We start from the raw sequence: 17062 nt of genomic DNA, 5'->3' as shown, positions 1-17062 counted from the left end.
TGATGCTGCAACAAACCAAAGGAATCACCTTAAAAGTTACCAATTACTCCGAAAGTAGCGTCGTAGCTCAGATTTATACGGAGGTGCTTGGCTTGCAATCTTACCTGATCAACGGTGCCAGAAAACCAAAAGCCAAAATCCCGTTCAATATGCTCCAACCATTCCACCTGTTGGAAATGGTGGTCTATAATAAGGAAAACAACAATCTGCAAAGGATCAAGGAAGCCCAACAGCTTCCTCCGCTCAAAAGCATTCCCCTCGACATCGTAAAGAGTTCCATTGCCATGTTCTTGAATGAAGTCCTGTATAAGGTCCTCAGGCATCAGCACCCAGAGCCCCAACTTTTCCAATTTTTGGAGAATGCCATTATTTGGCTCGATGAAAGCAAAGAGGGATTAGCAAATTACCATTTGGTCTTCTTGGCAAAACTGAGCCACTATCTCGGTTTTAAACCAATCATCCAAGATCTGCCGTATTTTGATTTGATGGAAGGTCGGTTTTCCAATAGCTTGCCAGCGCATTTTCATGTCCTGCAAGAACCGTACAGCACTTATTTCAGGGAAATTTTACAAAGCAGCTTTACGAATTGTAACAAAATTAAGCTGAGCCGCCCAGATCGGACTTATCTTCTGCAAAAAATCATCGATTATTATCGTCTTCATACAGAGAACTTTGGCGAGATCAATTCGCTCTATATCCTAGAAGAAATCTTCGGAAATTAAAGCCATGAAAAAACCCGTTGAGTTGGTACTCGACGGGCTTCCACAATAAATATATATTGAATCTAATTTTTTAGATAAGCTTTACATTTACCGCGTTTAGTCCCTTACGACCTTGTTGTACTTCGTAAGAAACATGGTCGTTTTCACGAACCTTGTCTACTAATCCAGAAACGTGAACGAAAATTTCACTCTCGCCAGAATTTGGAATGATGAAACCGAAACCTTTGGCTTCATTAAAGAATTTTACTACTCCTTCTTGCATAATAATTACTATTGTTTTTTTTTAAAGGTATCATTATTTTTTGAATACCAATTAAATTTAATCGTTAAATCTACCAAACATTTTTCAAATTATTTAGCAATTTCTTTTCGCCGACAATTTGGAAAGGTTTTTGCCATGAACAATTTATTTAAAATTATTATGAAAAAATTAATTACACTATTTGCGCTGGTTGGTATGATTACCACATTGAGCGCCCAAACTATTAATATGGAAAACACTAGGAGAGTAGCAACCCGCGGTTATGCTGAAAAAGAAGTGACTCCGGATATCATCTATCTATCCATTTCTTTGAAAGAGTATTACCAAGATGGAAACACAAAGAAAAAGGTTGCTATTGACCAACTTGAAAAACAACTTTTTGATGCAGCAATGAAAAATGGCGTCAAAAAAGAAGACTTTACTGTACAGAACATCTACAGTTATAATGCTGAAACAAAAAAGAAAAACAACGAACTATTACAGGCTAGACAGTACAGGATCAAGGTTACTAATCTGAATAACTTAAATCCTATGTTGGAAGAAGTAGATGCTAAAGGTTTGCAGAGCACCAATATCTCGGGCTACGATCATTCTCAAAAGAAAGAGATCGAAAAAGAACTAAAAACCCTTGCTGTACGTGATGCTAGAACAAATGCTGAAATCCTTGCAGCGGCAGATGCTGAAAACGTAGGAAAAGTAATCATGATCAATGATAACAGCAGCATGAGCTGGAATGATATCCTGCCTCAACCTCGTATGTACGCCATGTCCGCAAAAGCTCGCAACAATGAAATGGATGCTGCAGATCAAGGTTTGGACCTAGAGGTTAAACAAATCAAGCTTACTTGTAACATCGATGCCGTATTCGCGCTGAAATAACAATGGAGAAACGACCTTCATATAATTTACAGAAGATTGATAAGGATTTTCAATGGGTAAAACGACTATCTGTCCTGATGGATAGTCGTTTCCGCATTGGAAACTTTCGCTTCGGACTGGACCCCATCTTGAATTTTATTCCCTTTGGGGGTCAGATTGCCACTTTCATTATTTCTTTGGTCCTGGTATCTGTTATGTACAGAAACGGAGCAAGCAGTAAAGTAGCCGTAAAAATGTTGCTCAATGTCACTTGGGATGCTCTTTTGGGCTCCATTCCGATCTTTGGGAATGTTTTCGACTTCTTTAACAAAGCCAACGAAAAAAATGTCAAGCTCCTGCGAGAACATTATTACGACAATAAACATCAGGGCAGTGCCAGAAACATCCTGATAACCTTAGGTATCGTTATTTTTATCGGCATTATCCTGTTTATTTATGCCATGTATGCCCTCACAATTTGGTTGTTTGGCTTGATATTTTAATCCAATCTCTTCAAAATAATCTATTTTTGTAGCTATGAGCAAAACAAGAATCTTTGCCTTATTAGGGGTGGTCATCATGTTGGTCGCGGTTTTTACCAATCCTTCCAAGGAAAAAATCAACGAAAAACTGAACCTGAAAGCTAAAGAAATCCTCAAGAAACAATTGGACTACAAACATAAGGACGCTGTAGACTTTGGTATGATGCTGGTTGGAGACCAGGTAGTCAATGAATTTGTGAACAATTACACTTACACTGAAAATTACTACCTTTTTTCACTTTGCAAGATCAATTGGAACAGTGAAAAGATTACCATCGGAGGAGGGGCATTCGGTGAGGTTTGGATCAGTTCCAAAATCGATGAAAAAGCCGAAATGTTAATCGACGCTTTAAAGCGATAACCATGCTTGAGATTTTATTTGAAGATGAGGACTTTGTTGCAATCAACAAACCACATGGACTATTGGTCCATAAATCCTCCATTGCTGCAGATACATCTGAGTTTGCTCTTCAGCTCCTAAGGGATCAAATCGGCAAGAAAGTATATCCAGCACACCGTTTAGACCGCAAGACCGCAGGTGTGCTTTTATTTTCCTTGAACAAGGAAATGGACAGCGCCATACAAACCGCGTTTTCCCAAAACTTAGTCAAAAAAGAATATTTGGCTGTTCTCCGTGGTCACACCGATCCCGAAGGAACCATTGATTACCCATTAAAAAAGGAAAACGGCACCATTCAGGAGGCTCTGACCAATTACCAAACATTGGTTACCACAGAAATAGACCTTCCTTTCGGTAAATTTCCAACATCCAGGTACTCCCTAGTCCTAGCCAAACCAGAAACGGGCAGGATGCACCAATTGCGCCGACACTTTGCCCATATTTTCCATCCCATCATCGGCGATAGACCCCATGGCTGCAACAAACAGAACAAACTCTGGAAAGATACCTTCCAGCACGACACCATGCTGCTACACGCCAAATCACTCGCTTTCACTCACCCCAAAACACAAGAAAACATCTTTATCCAAGCCCAGATCCAACCGGAGTTTGAAAGGGCATTAACCATCTTGGAAATTAGATATGAGTATTGAGATTGGAGTATTGAGAGATCAAAATCGCTAAACCTTGCTTAAAGTACACAAAAGCCGAAATTAAATTTCTCATATCTCACATCTCATATCTCAATACTAAATCCTCATTAATTTTCCTATGTTTGTAACAACAAAAAACTCATTGATTTAACATGAAAAAAACTGCGTTAACTGACGTTCATATCGCTTTAGGTGCGAAGATGGTTCCTTTCGCCGGATTTAATATGCCAGTTCAATATACTGGTATCAACGACGAACACGAAACGGTGCGTACCGCTGTAGGGATGTTTGACGTTAGCCACATGGGAGAGTTTATCTTAAAAGGCGAAAAAGCACTAGATCTTATCCAAAAAGTCTCTTCTAACGATGCCTCAAAACTATATGACGGAAAAGTTCAATACGGCTATCTTCCAAACGAAAATGGTGGTATTGTAGATGACTTCTTAACTTACAAGATTGATGACAAAACCTATCTTTTGGTAGTAAACGCATCAAACATTGATAAAGACTGGGATTGGATCAGCAAATTCAACACAGAAGGCGTAGAGATGAAAAACATCTCCGACGAAACTTCTCTTTTCGCTGTTCAAGGTCCTAAAGCTGCTGATGCACTTCAAAAATTAACAGATATCGACTTGGCGCCAATGGAATACTATTCCTTCCAAAAAGGTGTGTTTGCTGGTGTAGAAAACGTATTGGTTTCTGCTACGGGCTATACAGGTGCTGGTGGTTTCGAAATCTATGTTGCAAATGAAAATGCAGAGAAAGTATGGAACGCTATCATGGAAGCAGGTCAAGAATTTGGCATTAAACCTATCGGACTTGGTGCGAGAGATACCTTACGCCTAGAAATGGGTTTCTGCCTTTACGGAAATGACATCGATGATAACACTTCTCCTTTAGCAGCTGGCTTAGGTTGGGTTACTAAGTTCAGCAAGGACTTCGTAAACTCTGAAAACCTAAAAGCAGAAAAAGAAAAAGGTGTTTCCCAAAAACTGGTAGGATTTGAAATGATCGACAGAGGTATTCCTCGTCATGATTATGAAATCGTAGATGCTGAAGGAAACAAGGTCGGACGTGTTACTTCTGGAACACAATCCCCATCTTTGAAAAAATCCATTGGTTTAGGTTATGTTGATGCAGCATTTGCTAAAGAGGGAACTGAGATCTTTATCTCTATCCGTAACCAACCTATCAAAGCGATCGTAAGAAAACCTCCATTTGTAAAATAAGGTTCAAAACATAAAATGAAAAAGGGCTATTTTTTAGCCCTTTTCTTTTGTTGTCTCATTTCTTGTTGCGCCAGCTTCGCCTTTTCCTCTTGTTTTGCCTTCACATCTCGGCTCACCTGTTTTAACAGCACCACCTTCAGATAGATCAACAATACCAATAAGGCAATGGATATACCCAAATACAGTATCTGTCCGCTATTATAACCTGCCCATGCGCTCAATACCAAAAACACAATCCCTAAATTGAGCAGTAAATTCAAGATAAACTTCTTCGTCATTTCTTCTTTATTACTTTAAAACCTGTAACTCGTTCCCGAATAAAATAAAAATACACTATTCCAGCCAAAATATTCCCCATAATAACGAATAATGCCAAGATCATCCGTTCTCCATTGCTAATTCTAGTGGACCGCATGATCTCCAACAACACTAAAACCACCCATATTAAGGAGAGAACCATCGAGATGCTCAATAGGATAGGAGCATAGCCTACTCGCAGGACAAAAAATAAGATAGAAAGGATATAAAAAGCCAGACTAAATAGGAATGCCTGTTTAGTCTGGTGGAATAATTTATTCATGAAGCAAAGTTAAGGATAAAATCCCGTCCTCGTTTATGGGAAGATACCCAATTCCTTATAGGATTCTCCAACTTTGTTGATCGCACAGATAAATGCTGCTGTCCGCAGGTCTTCAACCCCATCCATGCTTTTCCAGATCTGATGGATTTCATGGTAGGAACCAATCATGGTGTCCTCAAGACCTGAATACACCAAGTCAACCTCATCTGGACCTCTCAAAATGATCTTACGCTCCAACTTGGAAACCTTTTGGTTGGTCATGGACTCGATGATATTCAAGATTTCAGCATACATGTTTTCGCTGAATCTCTTTTCAAGACGACCATAGCGCACATGGCTTAAGTTTTTCAACCATTCAAAATAAGAAACGGTAACCCCGCCAGCATTTAAATAGATATCCGGGATCACTAATTTCCCTTTTCTATTAAATACCTCATCAGCTTCAGGTGTCAATGGCCCATTTGCTGCCTCGCCAATGATTTGCGCTTGTACTCTTTCCGCATTATCGCCATTGATCACAGATTCCAAGGCTGCCGGAATCAAGATATCACATGGTTGTTCTAAACCTTTTGCAGACTCTTCAATATTGGTTGCACCAGGGAAATTCAAGATAGAACCTGTTGCCTTTCTATGTGCAACAACTTCTTCTAGGTCTAAACCATTTTCATTATAGATCGCACCTTCATATTCGATCAAACCAACAAGGATCGAACCTCCTTCTTGAAAATATTTAGCAGCATGGTAACCCACATTTCCTAAACCTTGTACAATTACTTTCTTGCCTTCAACTCCTGTAGTCAATCCCAACTTGGCCATATCCTCTTCAATCTTACAAGCCTCCTTCACCCCAAAGAACACCCCTAATCCAGTGGCCTCAGTACGGCCTCTTACCCCACCTTGAGAAACCGGTTTTCCGGTTACACAAGCTTGTGCATTGATTTCATTCGGGTTCAATGTCGTATAGGTATCCACGATCCAGCTCATTTCACGTGCTCCGGTACCATAATCTGGCGCCGGCACATCCGTTCCTGGTCCAATAAAGTTCTTTTTAACCAATTCCGTCGTGTAGCGACGGGTAATTTTTTCTAATTCATACTCTGAATACTTCTTGGCATCGATTTTCACACCTCCTTTAGCACCACCAAACGGAACGTTTACTATGGCACATTTATAGGTCATTAAAGATGCTAACGCCATCACTTCATCCTGATCCACTTCCATGCTGAAACGGATACCACCTTTACAAGGCAGCTTATGATGTGAATGCTGTACACGATATGCTTCTATTACTTCCACATTATCGCCGATCTTAACTGGAAATCGAACGCGCAAGATGGAATTACATGCTTTGATTTGTTCTAGGATGCCAGGGGAAAACTTGGTGAACTTGGCCGCTTTATCAAAATTCCGACCCACTCCTTGAAAGAAGCTGAAAGTTGTGTTTGATTGATTTGACATAAAAATATGTTTTTGTTTATTCTTGGAATAATACTATAAAGTTAGCTCTTTTAATATTTTAATAATAGGCAAGAAAATAAAAACATTATTTTTAAATATATTCTAAAGATAGGTGCTCAAAATTATTATTTAAGCAATAAATTGCCCTAAAAATAAAAAGCTCAAGGAATCCTTGAGCTTTTTATTGATTTACTGTTTCTTAATAAACATCCATCTCCGGATCAAAAGCTTCTTTCCAAGCTAAAATTCCGCCTTGTAGGTTGGATAAATTCGTGTAACCTTCTTGTTCTAAAAGCATAACAGCCTGAGCACTACGCTTCCCTGAACGGCAGTGGATAACCACCGGAATATCTTTTGAAATCTTTTCAGACTCAATCACAACTCCTGATAATGGAATGTTCACCCCATTCAGGTTCGATACTTCATATTCAAAAGGCTCACGAACGTCGATCAACTGAAACTCAACGTTGTGATCCATCATGTCCTTTAATTCTTGAACGCTAATTTCTTTCATAGTAAGCTTTTTATCAAATATATAAAATTTAGAATCAAAGGCCCTGCCAATAATATAGAATTTTTGTTAATTTCATCACAAACATTTTATTCATGAAAAAACTATTCTTAGCACTCGTATTTTCTGGCTTTTTATTCCAAATGAGCTCCGCTCAGCAAAAGCAGATTACAAGCACGGAAAATATTTCCAGAATCTTGAATACCCTTGCTTCTGACGATATGAGAGGTCGATCGGCTTTAAATCTAGCTGATATTGGCAAAGCAGCAGACTTTATCGCCGCAGAATTCAAAGATATTGGCCTTAAACCGTATGAAGGTGATAACTTCCGCCAATCCTTTCTAGTTAACCGTGGCAGGGTGACTGAACAAAGCGTGACCTTAGGGGATAAAAAACTAAAGGATGATGAATTTTTGATCGTAGGCAATTTAGACGAAGCCATTACCCAAAATACCCCTTCCGTAGAAACCATTAAGATTTCGGCAGAAGACGATTTTTCTCAAAAATTTAGGGAAGTCGTTCAACAGAACCCAAATAAGGTGATCGTATTGGTGGATAAGAAACATGCTCCATTTTTGGCTCGTTTCAAAAGAATCTACAATCGCGAGAGCATTGTAATCAAGGGCCAGGAAAAAGCTGCTGGAAGCCCTAAGGTTTTTATCATAGCTGATGAATTACCGGGAAGCCATGAAATCAAACAGACCCGCAAAACAGAAGAGTTCGATATGTTTAATGTGGCTGCTGTCCTTCCTGGTAAATCTAAACCCGATGAATATGTAGTGATTTCTTGCCATTATGACCATATCGGTATCTTACCTGCTGTAGAAGGAGATTCCATTGCAAATGGCGCTGATGATGATGCATCCGGCACAACAGCGATGATCGAATTAGCGAGATATTACAAGAAATTGAACAACAATGAAAGAACCATCATCTTTGTTGCTTTCACTGCGGAAGAAATCGGAATGTTTGGCTCTAAATACTTCTCCAACAATATCGATCCGGAAAAAGTAGTCGCCATGATCAATATCGAAATGATCGGAAAGGATTCTAAGTTTGGCCCTAATAGCTTGTATATTACAGGCTATAGCGCATCTGACCTAGGTAAATTGATGCAAGAGAATCTTAAGGGTTCTGCTTTCACCTTCCATCCAGACCCATATACCACCCAAAATCTATTCTACCGCAGCGATAATGCTGTTTTGGCGGCTTTAGGCGTGCCTGCACATACCTTCTCAACCTCCCAGATCGATAAAGACCAATATTACCACACCGTAAATGACGAAGTGGAAACTTTGGATATCAACAATATTAAATCCAGTATTGAAGCTATCGCAACGGGTGCAATTGGAATTATCAATGGAACTCAGACCCCAAGTAGGGTGGAGAAGCTTAGAGATTAAGAATTTCAAAGTAAAACAAGAAAAGACGGTCCATTGGGCCGTCTTTTTCTGTTTATATCTTGTATGAAATTTATTTCTGTTAATCCAGCTTCTTGCGCATCACGTAATCATCTAGCGTAAACTCATAATAGGGGATATCAACCTCTTGGATTACTTCAAAGCCTTGTTTCAAATAAAATTGATAGGCATTGTTGGAGCGGTTCACGTTTAGTTCCAAAGTATCTAAACCCAATTTCTTTGCCTCTTGCGCAGCATAATCGATCAATTGCTTTCCATAGCCCTTACCTTGAGTGCTTGGCAATAGATAAATCTTTTCGATTCTTAAAAGCTCTCCCTTGGGCACAATGCCAATAAAACCTACTGCATTTTTCTCTTCATACAAAAGATGAAAAGCAGTATTGTTTTGGATTGCTGTACTCAATACTTCCACTGAATACATCTTATCCAACATGAAATCGATCTGTTTCTTCGAAAGGATATTTTCGTAGGTAGGATACCAAATGGCATGAGCTAGATCATGGATTAATGCTGCATCCTCTATGTTGGCTTGTCTGATCTCGGTCATAGCTCTTCAGATATAATAAAATAGGACCCTTGCTGCGGAATGGAAACAAAACCATCGCTTGCGACAGCAAATACATTGTTTTCCAATGGTTTTAGGTTATGTCCTTCACCCAAATTTCCCTCGTAATGTTCAACATACAAATTAAAGCCTTTTGGAAGCCATTTCTCGTACTTTTTCACAAAAAGGCTTCTACCCTCGTTCCTGATAAGATTGATGTTGAAATCGCCTAAATAGGGCAAATATGGATTGATCTCCAGCTTTTCAGTCAGGATATTCACCGCAAAATTGCTTTTCTCTTGTAGATAAGCAAATAAGGGTTCAATATAAGGGCCTGAATAGGGGATAAGGGTAATATGTTCTTCAAGGATATTGGGTTCCAATCCTAGATTGTCCAGAACCACATCGATCTTAATTTCACGTGCTTTTAAGGATTCGTAATGGTCTGCCAGCGTAATAATGGTCGGACTCCACTCCAAGATTTGGTTTAAATATTCATCAACCAAGCAATCAGGATTTGCGATGAACAAAGCTGGTTCTTGATTCTCTCGAACGATGTGATGGGAAGACATAATTATTCTCCTAAATGACGCAGAGCAATATAGGACATCAGACCAATACTGGTTTGAAGTGCGGTTTCGTCGATATCAAAGGTCGAAGTGTGCACTGCCGACTGAATACCCTTGGCTTGGTTACCCGTTCCCAGTCTATAGAAACAAGCATTTGTTTCTTGGGAATAATAGGCAAAATCCTCTGCTGCTGGCCATAGATCAAGCTCAACCACATTCTCATGGCCTAGGTAATCCTGTGCGTACGAACGGGCAGCTTCTGTAATCTTAGGCTCATTGATCAAGAAAGGATAACCTTTTCTGATTTCAAAATCACAGCTGGCACCCATACCTTCTGCAATACCAACAGCCATCTTATGCATTTTCTCATGGGCTTCCGCTCTCCACTTTTCGTCAAAGGTCCTGAAAGTACCTTCCAGGTACACCTCTTCAGGGATTACGTTCGTAGCGCCATTTCCAATGATCTTGCCCCAAGACAATACCGAAGGGGTCCTCGGATCGGCAACACGGCTCACGATCTGCTGCATAGCGGATATGATCTGCGCTGTAATAGCGATAGGGTCTATATTTTGATGGGGTTGTGCACCATGACCTCCTTTTCCACGAACCGTCATAAACAATTCGTCGCAGGATGCCATATATTTACCAGAGCGGAAACCAACTTTCCCGGCCTCTATAAAGGGCATGACGTGCTGCCCCACTATCCCTTGAGGTTCTGGATTTTGCAATACCCCTTCCTTGATCATCAAGGAAGCGCCTCCCGGTAACCTTTCTTCTCCCGGTTGGAAGATAAGCTTCAAGGTTCCGCCAAATTCAGGTTTCAAATCGTTCAATATCTTAGCCACACCCAATAATGATGAGGTATGTACATCATGCCCACAGGCATGCATTACACCTACATTCTTGGAGCCATAAGATCTTCCTTCCACCTCTGTGATCGGAAGTGCATCCATATCTGCTCTCAGAGCTAGTACTTTATCAGAAGGTAAATCGCCTTTGATCAGGGCTACAACACCAGTATTGGCCATGGATTCGAATGGAATCTCTAGGTCGGTCAGCTCTTGTTTGATAAATGCCGAGGTATTGTATTCCTCAAAAGACAATTCAGGATTCTGATGTAGAAACCTTCTGTTGTTTACCGTGTCTTGAAAGTAAGATTGGGCTAAATCTTGAATTCTTTGTTTTGATATTGGCATGTTGATCCTCCACTATTGCCATGTCCAGACATCTTCGACAAAGACAAATACATTATTGTATCTGCCGCGAAGCTGTCTCATATATTCCGTAGCTGCGGAACGGCTTGTAAAGTCGCCTACTTTGACCCTATAGTTTGGTTCTACATAGTCTAGGTAAGCATTGATATCTGAATTCTGGCTTTGGAAACTACGCTGTACGTTTTCAGCATCCCTGCGGCTAGAACCAGAAAAGATCTGAACCCTAAAACCACGGACCTTCACACGGGTTGCGCGTGATTTATCAATGGTTTTAGGCTCCAGACTTACCGTCTTACTGGCGGTAGGATTTAAAGCATAGAATGAACGGAATTCTTGTAAAAGTCCAATTAAAGAATCCTTTTCAACAATTACTTTGTTCTCTTGTGCCTTTGATACTGATACGATGGCGAACAGCATCAAGAAGCTAACTATAAATCCTTTGTATTTCATTTTTTAATTAACCTTGTTTTCCGTGACAGTTTTTATACTTCAACCCAGAACCACAAGGACATTCATCATTTCTTCCAATGGCCTGATCCTTACGGATAGGTTGGGTAACTTGAGCTTCCTGTGTATTCAGGTCCTCTTCCGATACTCCAGTTGGAGAACTTAACTCTTCTTTTGTTTCTTTAACTTTTACCTTTGGCGCTTCTGGGCGTGCTGCTTGAATGTTTTGAGGTTCTTGCTGCTGTCCAGGAATCTCGCCTTTGAACAAGAAGCTAACAATATCTTTGTTCATGCCGGCCAACATTGTCTTAAACAAGTTGTAAGCCTCCATTTTATAGATAATGATCGGGTCTTTTTGCTCGTAACGCGCGTTCTGTACAGATTGTTTCAAATCATCCATCTCACGAAGGTGCTCTTTCCATGCCTCATCAATTAAAGCTAGAACAATGCCTTTCTCAAATGATTTGAAAACGTCTTTACCTTTACTTTCTACAGCTTTTTGCAAATTTGTAGCAACTTGAATGCCACGAATTCCATCTGTAAAAGGAACAATGATATTTTCTATCATACCACCACGCTCAGCAAGGACATTTGTCAATACTGGTAAAGTCTGCTCAGCGATGTTTACAGCCTTGCGGTGGTAATAATTGATTACTTGATCGAATAATTTGTCAACCAAAGTGGTTGCTGATTCACTTGCAAATTCTTCTTGTGTAATTTCTGGGTTGATTGCAAATACGCGGATCACTTCGATTTGGAATTCATCAAATGAATTGTCCTCTTTTGCCTCCAATACCACATCTTCAACTACATCATAGATCGTATTGTTCAAATCTACATCTAAACGCTCTCCGAACAATGCGTTCTTACGTTTAGTATAGATTACGGTACGTTGAGAGTTCATCACGTCATCGTACTCCAAAAGGTGCTTACGTGTACCAAAGTTGTTTTCCTCTACCTTACGTTGTGCACGCTCGATAGATTTGGTCAACATACCGTGTTGCATTACCTCGCCATCTTCAACACCCATTTTAACCATCAGGTTAGAAATACGCTCTGAAGCGAATAAGCGCATCAATGGATCTTCTAATGACACGAAGAATTGAGATGAACCTGGGTCCCCTTGACGTCCTGCACGACCTCTTAACTGACGGTCAACACGACGAGACTCATGGCGCTCAGTACCGATGATCGCTAAACCACCTGCATTGATTACCTCTTGGGTAAGCTTAATATCCGTACCACGACCTGCCATGTTGGTAGCAATGGTTACTTGGCCCGGACGACCTGCTTCTGCAACGATATCTGCTTCTTTTTGGTGAAGTTTCGCGTTCAATACGTTGTGTTTTACACCGCGTAACTTCAACATACGGCTCAATAACTCCGAAATCTCAACCGACGTCGTACCGACCAATACTGGACGGCCTTGTTCTGTCAAGGTCTGGATTTCTTGTGCTACCGCATTGTATTTCTCACGTGCCGTACGGTAGATCAAATCTTGACGGTCATCACGTTGAATAACTTTGTTCGTTGGAATTTCAACCACATCCAATTTGTAGATTTCCCAAAGCTCACCAGCCTCTGTTGATGCTGTACCGGTCATTCCCGATAGCTTATGGTACATACGGAAGTAGTTCTGTAAAGTAATGGTTGCATAAGTTTGGGTTGCATCCTCTACCTTTACGTTCTCTTTCGCCTCGATCGCTTGGTGTAATCCGTCTGAATAACGACGACCATCCATGATACGACCCGTTTGCTCATCAACGATCTTAACCTTGCCCTCATCAACGATATATTGATCATCGATCTCAAATAGGGTATAAGCTTTTAACAATTGGTTGATGGAGTGGATACGCTCTGCTTTGATCGAGTAATCACGCATCAATTCTTCTTTTTTCTGCGCTTTTTCCTCAACAGGAATATCTGATTTTTCGATTTCAGCAATCTCTGTACCTACATCCGGAAGGATAAAGAAGTTTGGATCCTCGCCTGTTGCAGTGATCAACTCAATACCTTTTTCTGTAAGTTCAACCTGATTGTTTTTCTCATCGATTACGAAGAACAGTTCCGCATCTGCCTTAGGCATATGACGGTTTTGCTCTTGCATATAGTAGTTTTCTACTTTTTGTAGGATCTGACGGTGGTTACCTTCAGATAGATACTTAATTAATGCTTTGTTCTTTGGCAAACCACGGTAAGCACGGAATAAAGCTAACCCCCCTTTTTCAGGGTCGGTGTCATTATCCGCAATTGCTTTCTTCGCTTGGTTCAAAACCGTATTGATATATGCTTTCTGTGCATTTACCAAACGCTCGATCCTTGGTTTCAATTGGTAGAACTCATGTTGATCGCCCATTGGGATCGGACCAGAGATAATCAATGGCGTACGAGCATCATCGATCAATACCGAATCCACCTCATCGATCATGGCAAAGTGCAATTTGCGCTGAACCATTGATTCTTTGGTGTTCGTCATGTTGTCGCGCAAATAGTCAAAACCAAACTCGTTATTTGTACCATAAACGATGTCGCTCATATAAGCCTGACGGCGTTGTGGCGAGTTCGGTTGGTATTTGTCGATACAATCAACACTCATTCCATGGAATTCGAAGATAGGACCGTTCCATTCCGAGTCACGACGTGCCAAGTAATCGTTCACCGTTACGATGTGGATACCTTGACCCGCCAATGCGTTCAAGTAAGTAGGTAAAGTTCCTACCAAGGTTTTACCTTCACCCGTAGACATCTCGGCGATCTTTCCTTGGTGCAACACGATACCACCGATCAACTGTACGTCGTAGTGAACCATGTTCCAAGTAACTTCAGAACCAGCAGCGATCCAGGTGTTCTTCCAAATGGCTTTGTCCCCTTCAATGCTTACGTTCGGTTTACGGGCAGCGATATCTCTATCGAATTGCGAAGCCGTAACCTCAATTTCTTTATTTTCTGTAAAGCGACGAGCAGTCTCCTTAACAACAGCAAAAGCTTCAGGTAATATTTCCAATAATACTTCCTCAAGCTTCTTGTCGCGATCTTTTGTCAATTTGTCAATCTTGTCGTAGGTTGAAGTTTTAAGCTCCATGTCCTCCGTAGCCTCAGCTTCTTGCTTCAGACCGTTGATTTCATTGTCGATGTCTTGCAAATAGTTGCTGATTCTTTGTTTAAAATCCAAGGTCTTGCCACGTAGCTCATCATGCGTCAAAGCGGATAATTTCTCGTATTCTTCCTTGATTTTATTTACTAATGGCTGTACTCCCTTAACATCTCTTTCGGACTTACTACCAAATAACTTGCTTAAAAACTTTAACATAATTTTCTATTTCTCTATTCGCATGTACAATAATGACTCCAAATCAAATAAGCAGACATTTTGACATTAATCGGGCAAATTTAATTATTAAGGTTGATAACTAATGCTTTCCTGATTCTTTTTTGTTAATTATTTTATTAAAAATATGTTTTTCTCTGTACTAGGCACTAAGTTGAGTTCCAATGCCTTTTCAAACATCTGCTGGATGGCCTTTTTTCCCTCTTCGCCAAGGTTTTCGGAATACTGGTTTACATAGAGCTCGATATGCTTGTACATCACTGATTCCTCCATTTCCTGGGCATGGGAGCGGATATAGTCCAAACCTGACTTAGGATGGTCAAATCCAAACCTGACACTCTCCGAAATCAACCTGTTGACCTTCTGCTTGACCTCTTCGGGAAGCGACCTCTTGATCACGATTCCACCCAAGGGAATTGCTGAGCCGGTTGTCTTTTCCCAATAATCGCCCAAATCAACGATTTTGTGCAGCCCTTTATCCATATAGGTAAACCTATTCTCATGGATAATCAGGCCAATATCGATGCTTCCGTCCAAAAGTGACTTTTCAATTTCTGAAAACAGCATCACCTGCTTGTTCAACAGACCGGGGAAGGCCAAGCTCAACAAGAAATTTGCCGTGGTAAACTTACCCGGGATACCCACCTTCAGCTCTTTGAACTTCTCGGGCAAGTCCTGGCCAGCATATCCGGCCAATTCTTTTGCCAAGTCCGCATCTTTACAGATCAACAATGGCCCTACACCAAAACCCAGTGCAGATCCTGAATCTAAAAGTTCATAATCCTCTACCGCATAAGCAAATGCATGATAGCTCAATTTTGTAATGTCCAGATCGCCCCGGAAAGCTTTGGCATTCAGGGTCTCCACATCGTGGTATTCCACGTGAAACTGTAAGCCTTCGCAATCGATTTTGTTATGGATTAAGGCATCAAATATAAAGGTATCGTTAGGACAGGGCGAAAAACCCAAAGTTAGTTCCATGCTTTCTTTCAATTTTAAAAGATGCTGATGTTCTTGGTCAGCACCAAAAGTATCATTCCCAAAAAGGTAGCCAATACCAAACCGTTTCCTAACTGATCTCGATCTTTTTTATAGCTGATCCAGCAACCCACTAAGTTGATCGCTGCCGCTATAACATATAGACCGGTCGGTTTATCAGGAAAAACCTGCGATTGGATATTGGTAAATTTCATCGCCAAAAATGCTATCAATGGACAAACCAGGCCCAATAGCAAACCCACAAGAAGACTGTTTTTCATGTATTAATTATCAAATGACCAAGAATTCAACTCCGGAATCACATGGTGTGCCGTCATATCGAACTGCGTCGGTACAATGGAAACAAAACCATTGATGATCGCATAAGCGTCGGTATCTTCCCCACGGTCCTGAAGGTCAAACTTGCCGGTCATCCAGAAATATTCCCTATTATACGGATCCAAACGCTCATCAAACTCCTCAAACCATTTGGCATTTGCCTGTCTACAGATTTTGATTCCCTTGATCTCTACGCTCTTATTTGGAAAATTCACGTTCAAAAGGGAGTTTTTAGGTAGTCCATTCTTCAATACCTGCTCAGCAATAGTCTTCACCCATGAACGGGTATGGGAAAAATCAGCATTGTAAGCGAAATCATCTAAGGAATAACCAATGGATGGAATGCCTTCGATAGCTCCTTCCACGGCGGCAGACATGGTTCCAGAATACAGCACATTGATCGAGTAATTCAAGCCATGATTGATGCCTGATACACAAAGGTCGGGTTTCTTGCCCTTAAAGATCTTGTTGACAGCCAATTTGACGCAGTCAACAGGCGTACCCGAGCATTTGTACATCTCAACCCCCGGATACAGGTCGATCTTATCCAAGCGCAATGGCTTGCCAATCGTAATGGCATGACCCATTCCCGACTGTGGACTGTCTGGTGCAACAACCACCACATCTCCAATTTCTTGCATCACCTCTAAAAGAACTTTTATTCCGGGTGCAGTTATACCATCATCATTTACAACCAATATGGTGGGTTTCTTTTTTGTCATAGTGCTAAGTTAGTAAAATATGGTTTCATTATCAGCCTCGCTAAATCATGAAGATGTTAAAGATTCAATAGGTTTCCATTAAGCCAATGGCTTATAATCGCTATTTGCCTTGATTACGCCATCTTCTAGGATACCTGCTGAGGCAATTTATTTATCCTTTGACCTTGTTTTACCCATATTCGGGGCAAGCTTGAATTTTGAAGAACTCTCTCGAATATGTCTCGAACAAGACTCAGTTAAAAGTGCTATGAATATCTTGCTAAAAAGGCCTGATTATTGGTT

20 protein-coding genes are annotated in these 17062 nt (G+C 40.7%); 7 read left to right on the top strand and 13 right to left on the bottom strand.

The genetic code is table 11. The features are described from left to right. Positions 1-2: 2 nt before the first annotated feature. Positions 3-722: a DNA repair protein RecO gene (gene recO, locus CKW03_RS00170; RefSeq protein ID WP_093100016.1), complete on the top strand. Its 720-nt coding sequence runs from the start codon at positions 3-5 to the stop codon at positions 720-722. A 70-nt stretch (positions 723-792) separates the two neighbouring features. Here the strand turns inward: recO and CKW03_RS00165 are convergent, their stop codons facing one another. Further along, entirely contained in the window at positions 793-984 is a 192-nt protein-coding gene (locus CKW03_RS00165) for a cold-shock protein (protein WP_093100014.1), read from the bottom strand. A 159-nt stretch (positions 985-1143) separates the two neighbouring features. On the opposite strand from CKW03_RS00165, the gene CKW03_RS00160 reads away from it, so the two are divergent. The 5 genes from CKW03_RS00160 to gcvT all read left to right on the top strand — a co-directional run bounded on the left by CKW03_RS00160 (position 1144) and on the right by gcvT (position 4669). Further along, positions 1144-1863, top strand: coding sequence for an SIMPL domain-containing protein (locus tag CKW03_RS00160; RefSeq protein WP_236736544.1), 720 nt, complete (start codon positions 1144-1146; stop codon positions 1861-1863). Positions 1864-1865: 2 nt separating this feature from the next. Continuing rightward, positions 1866-2345 carry a DUF4112 domain-containing protein gene (locus CKW03_RS00155; RefSeq protein WP_093100012.1) on the top strand — a complete coding sequence of 160 codons (480 nt, stop codon included), beginning with the start codon at positions 1866-1868 and terminating at the stop codon, positions 2343-2345. 34 nt (positions 2346-2379) lie between these two features. After that, positions 2380-2745 (top strand): hypothetical protein, encoded by a 366-nt coding sequence (locus tag CKW03_RS00150; protein WP_093100010.1) that lies wholly within the window; start codon positions 2380-2382, stop codon positions 2743-2745. A 2-nt stretch (positions 2746-2747) separates the two neighbouring features. Next, on the top strand, positions 2748-3437 hold the full coding sequence (locus tag CKW03_RS00145; protein ID WP_093100008.1) for a pseudouridine synthase: 690 nt from the start codon (positions 2748-2750) through the stop codon (positions 3435-3437). A gap of 152 nt (positions 3438-3589) precedes the next feature. Beyond that, entirely contained in the window at positions 3590-4669 is a 1080-nt protein-coding gene (gene gcvT, locus CKW03_RS00140; protein ID WP_093100006.1) for a glycine cleavage system aminomethyltransferase GcvT, read from the top strand. Between the two features lie 26 nt (positions 4670-4695). Here gcvT and CKW03_RS00135 read toward each other — a convergent pair whose 3' ends face one another. From CKW03_RS00135 to CKW03_RS00120, 4 genes are all read right to left on the bottom strand, one after another. Beyond that, a complete protein-coding gene (locus tag CKW03_RS00135; protein WP_093100004.1) occupies positions 4696-4947 on the bottom strand; it encodes a DUF6358 family protein in 252 nt (83 codons plus the stop codon). After that, positions 4944-5249 (bottom strand): hypothetical protein, encoded by a 306-nt coding sequence (locus CKW03_RS00130; RefSeq protein ID WP_093100002.1) that lies wholly within the window; start codon positions 5247-5249, stop codon positions 4944-4946. Before CKW03_RS00130 ends, CKW03_RS00135 begins: the two co-directional genes overlap by 4 nt. A gap of 33 nt (positions 5250-5282) precedes the next feature. Next, positions 5283-6707 (bottom strand): Glu/Leu/Phe/Val family dehydrogenase, encoded by a 1425-nt coding sequence (locus CKW03_RS00125; protein ID WP_093100000.1) that lies wholly within the window; start codon positions 6705-6707, stop codon positions 5283-5285. A 199-nt stretch (positions 6708-6906) separates the two neighbouring features. Continuing rightward, on the bottom strand, positions 6907-7221 hold the full coding sequence (locus CKW03_RS00120; protein ID WP_093099998.1) for a rhodanese-like domain-containing protein: 315 nt from the start codon (positions 7219-7221) through the stop codon (positions 6907-6909). Positions 7222-7313: 92 nt separating this feature from the next. Between CKW03_RS00120 and CKW03_RS20680 the strand changes: the two genes are divergently transcribed. Further along, positions 7314-8621, top strand: coding sequence for a M28 family metallopeptidase (locus CKW03_RS20680; RefSeq protein WP_093099996.1), 1308 nt, complete (start codon positions 7314-7316; stop codon positions 8619-8621). A gap of 79 nt (positions 8622-8700) precedes the next feature. Here the strand turns inward: CKW03_RS20680 and CKW03_RS00110 are convergent, their stop codons facing one another. The 8 genes from CKW03_RS00110 to surE all read right to left on the bottom strand — a co-directional run bounded on the left by CKW03_RS00110 (position 8701) and on the right by surE (position 16780). Beyond that, positions 8701-9186 (bottom strand): GNAT family N-acetyltransferase, encoded by a 486-nt coding sequence (locus tag CKW03_RS00110; protein ID WP_093099994.1) that lies wholly within the window; start codon positions 9184-9186, stop codon positions 8701-8703. Continuing rightward, positions 9183-9755 (bottom strand): hypothetical protein, encoded by a 573-nt coding sequence (locus CKW03_RS00105; protein WP_093099992.1) that lies wholly within the window; start codon positions 9753-9755, stop codon positions 9183-9185. The genes CKW03_RS00110 and CKW03_RS00105 overlap by 4 nt, the downstream gene beginning before the upstream one ends. Before the next feature lie 2 nt (positions 9756-9757). After that, positions 9758-10948 carry a M20 metallopeptidase family protein gene (locus CKW03_RS00100; protein ID WP_093099990.1) on the bottom strand — a complete coding sequence of 397 codons (1191 nt, stop codon included), beginning with the start codon at positions 10946-10948 and terminating at the stop codon, positions 9758-9760. 12 nt (positions 10949-10960) lie between these two features. Beyond that, positions 10961-11416 carry an SPOR domain-containing protein gene (locus CKW03_RS00095; RefSeq protein WP_093099988.1) on the bottom strand — a complete coding sequence of 152 codons (456 nt, stop codon included), beginning with the start codon at positions 11414-11416 and terminating at the stop codon, positions 10961-10963. A 7-nt stretch (positions 11417-11423) separates the two neighbouring features. Then, positions 11424-14723 (bottom strand): preprotein translocase subunit SecA, encoded by a 3300-nt coding sequence (gene secA / locus CKW03_RS00090; protein WP_093099986.1) that lies wholly within the window; start codon positions 14721-14723, stop codon positions 11424-11426. A gap of 129 nt (positions 14724-14852) precedes the next feature. Beyond that, a complete protein-coding gene (locus CKW03_RS00085; protein ID WP_093100187.1) occupies positions 14853-15722 on the bottom strand; it encodes a 1,4-dihydroxy-6-naphtoate synthase in 870 nt (289 codons plus the stop codon). Between the two features lie 14 nt (positions 15723-15736). Then, entirely contained in the window at positions 15737-16000 is a 264-nt protein-coding gene (locus CKW03_RS00080; RefSeq protein WP_093099984.1) for a hypothetical protein, read from the bottom strand. Between the two features lie 3 nt (positions 16001-16003). Beyond that, positions 16004-16780: a 5'/3'-nucleotidase SurE gene (surE, locus tag CKW03_RS00075; RefSeq protein ID WP_093099982.1), complete on the bottom strand. Its 777-nt coding sequence runs from the start codon at positions 16778-16780 to the stop codon at positions 16004-16006. Between the last annotated feature and the right edge of the window lie 282 nt (positions 16781-17062).

The sequence above is a fragment of the Sphingobacterium mizutaii genome (genome assembly GCF_900187125.1).
Classification (GTDB): Bacteria; Bacteroidota; Bacteroidia; order Sphingobacteriales; family Sphingobacteriaceae; genus Sphingobacterium; species Sphingobacterium mizutaii.
This window is presented reverse-complemented; position numbering and strand designations above follow the sequence as displayed.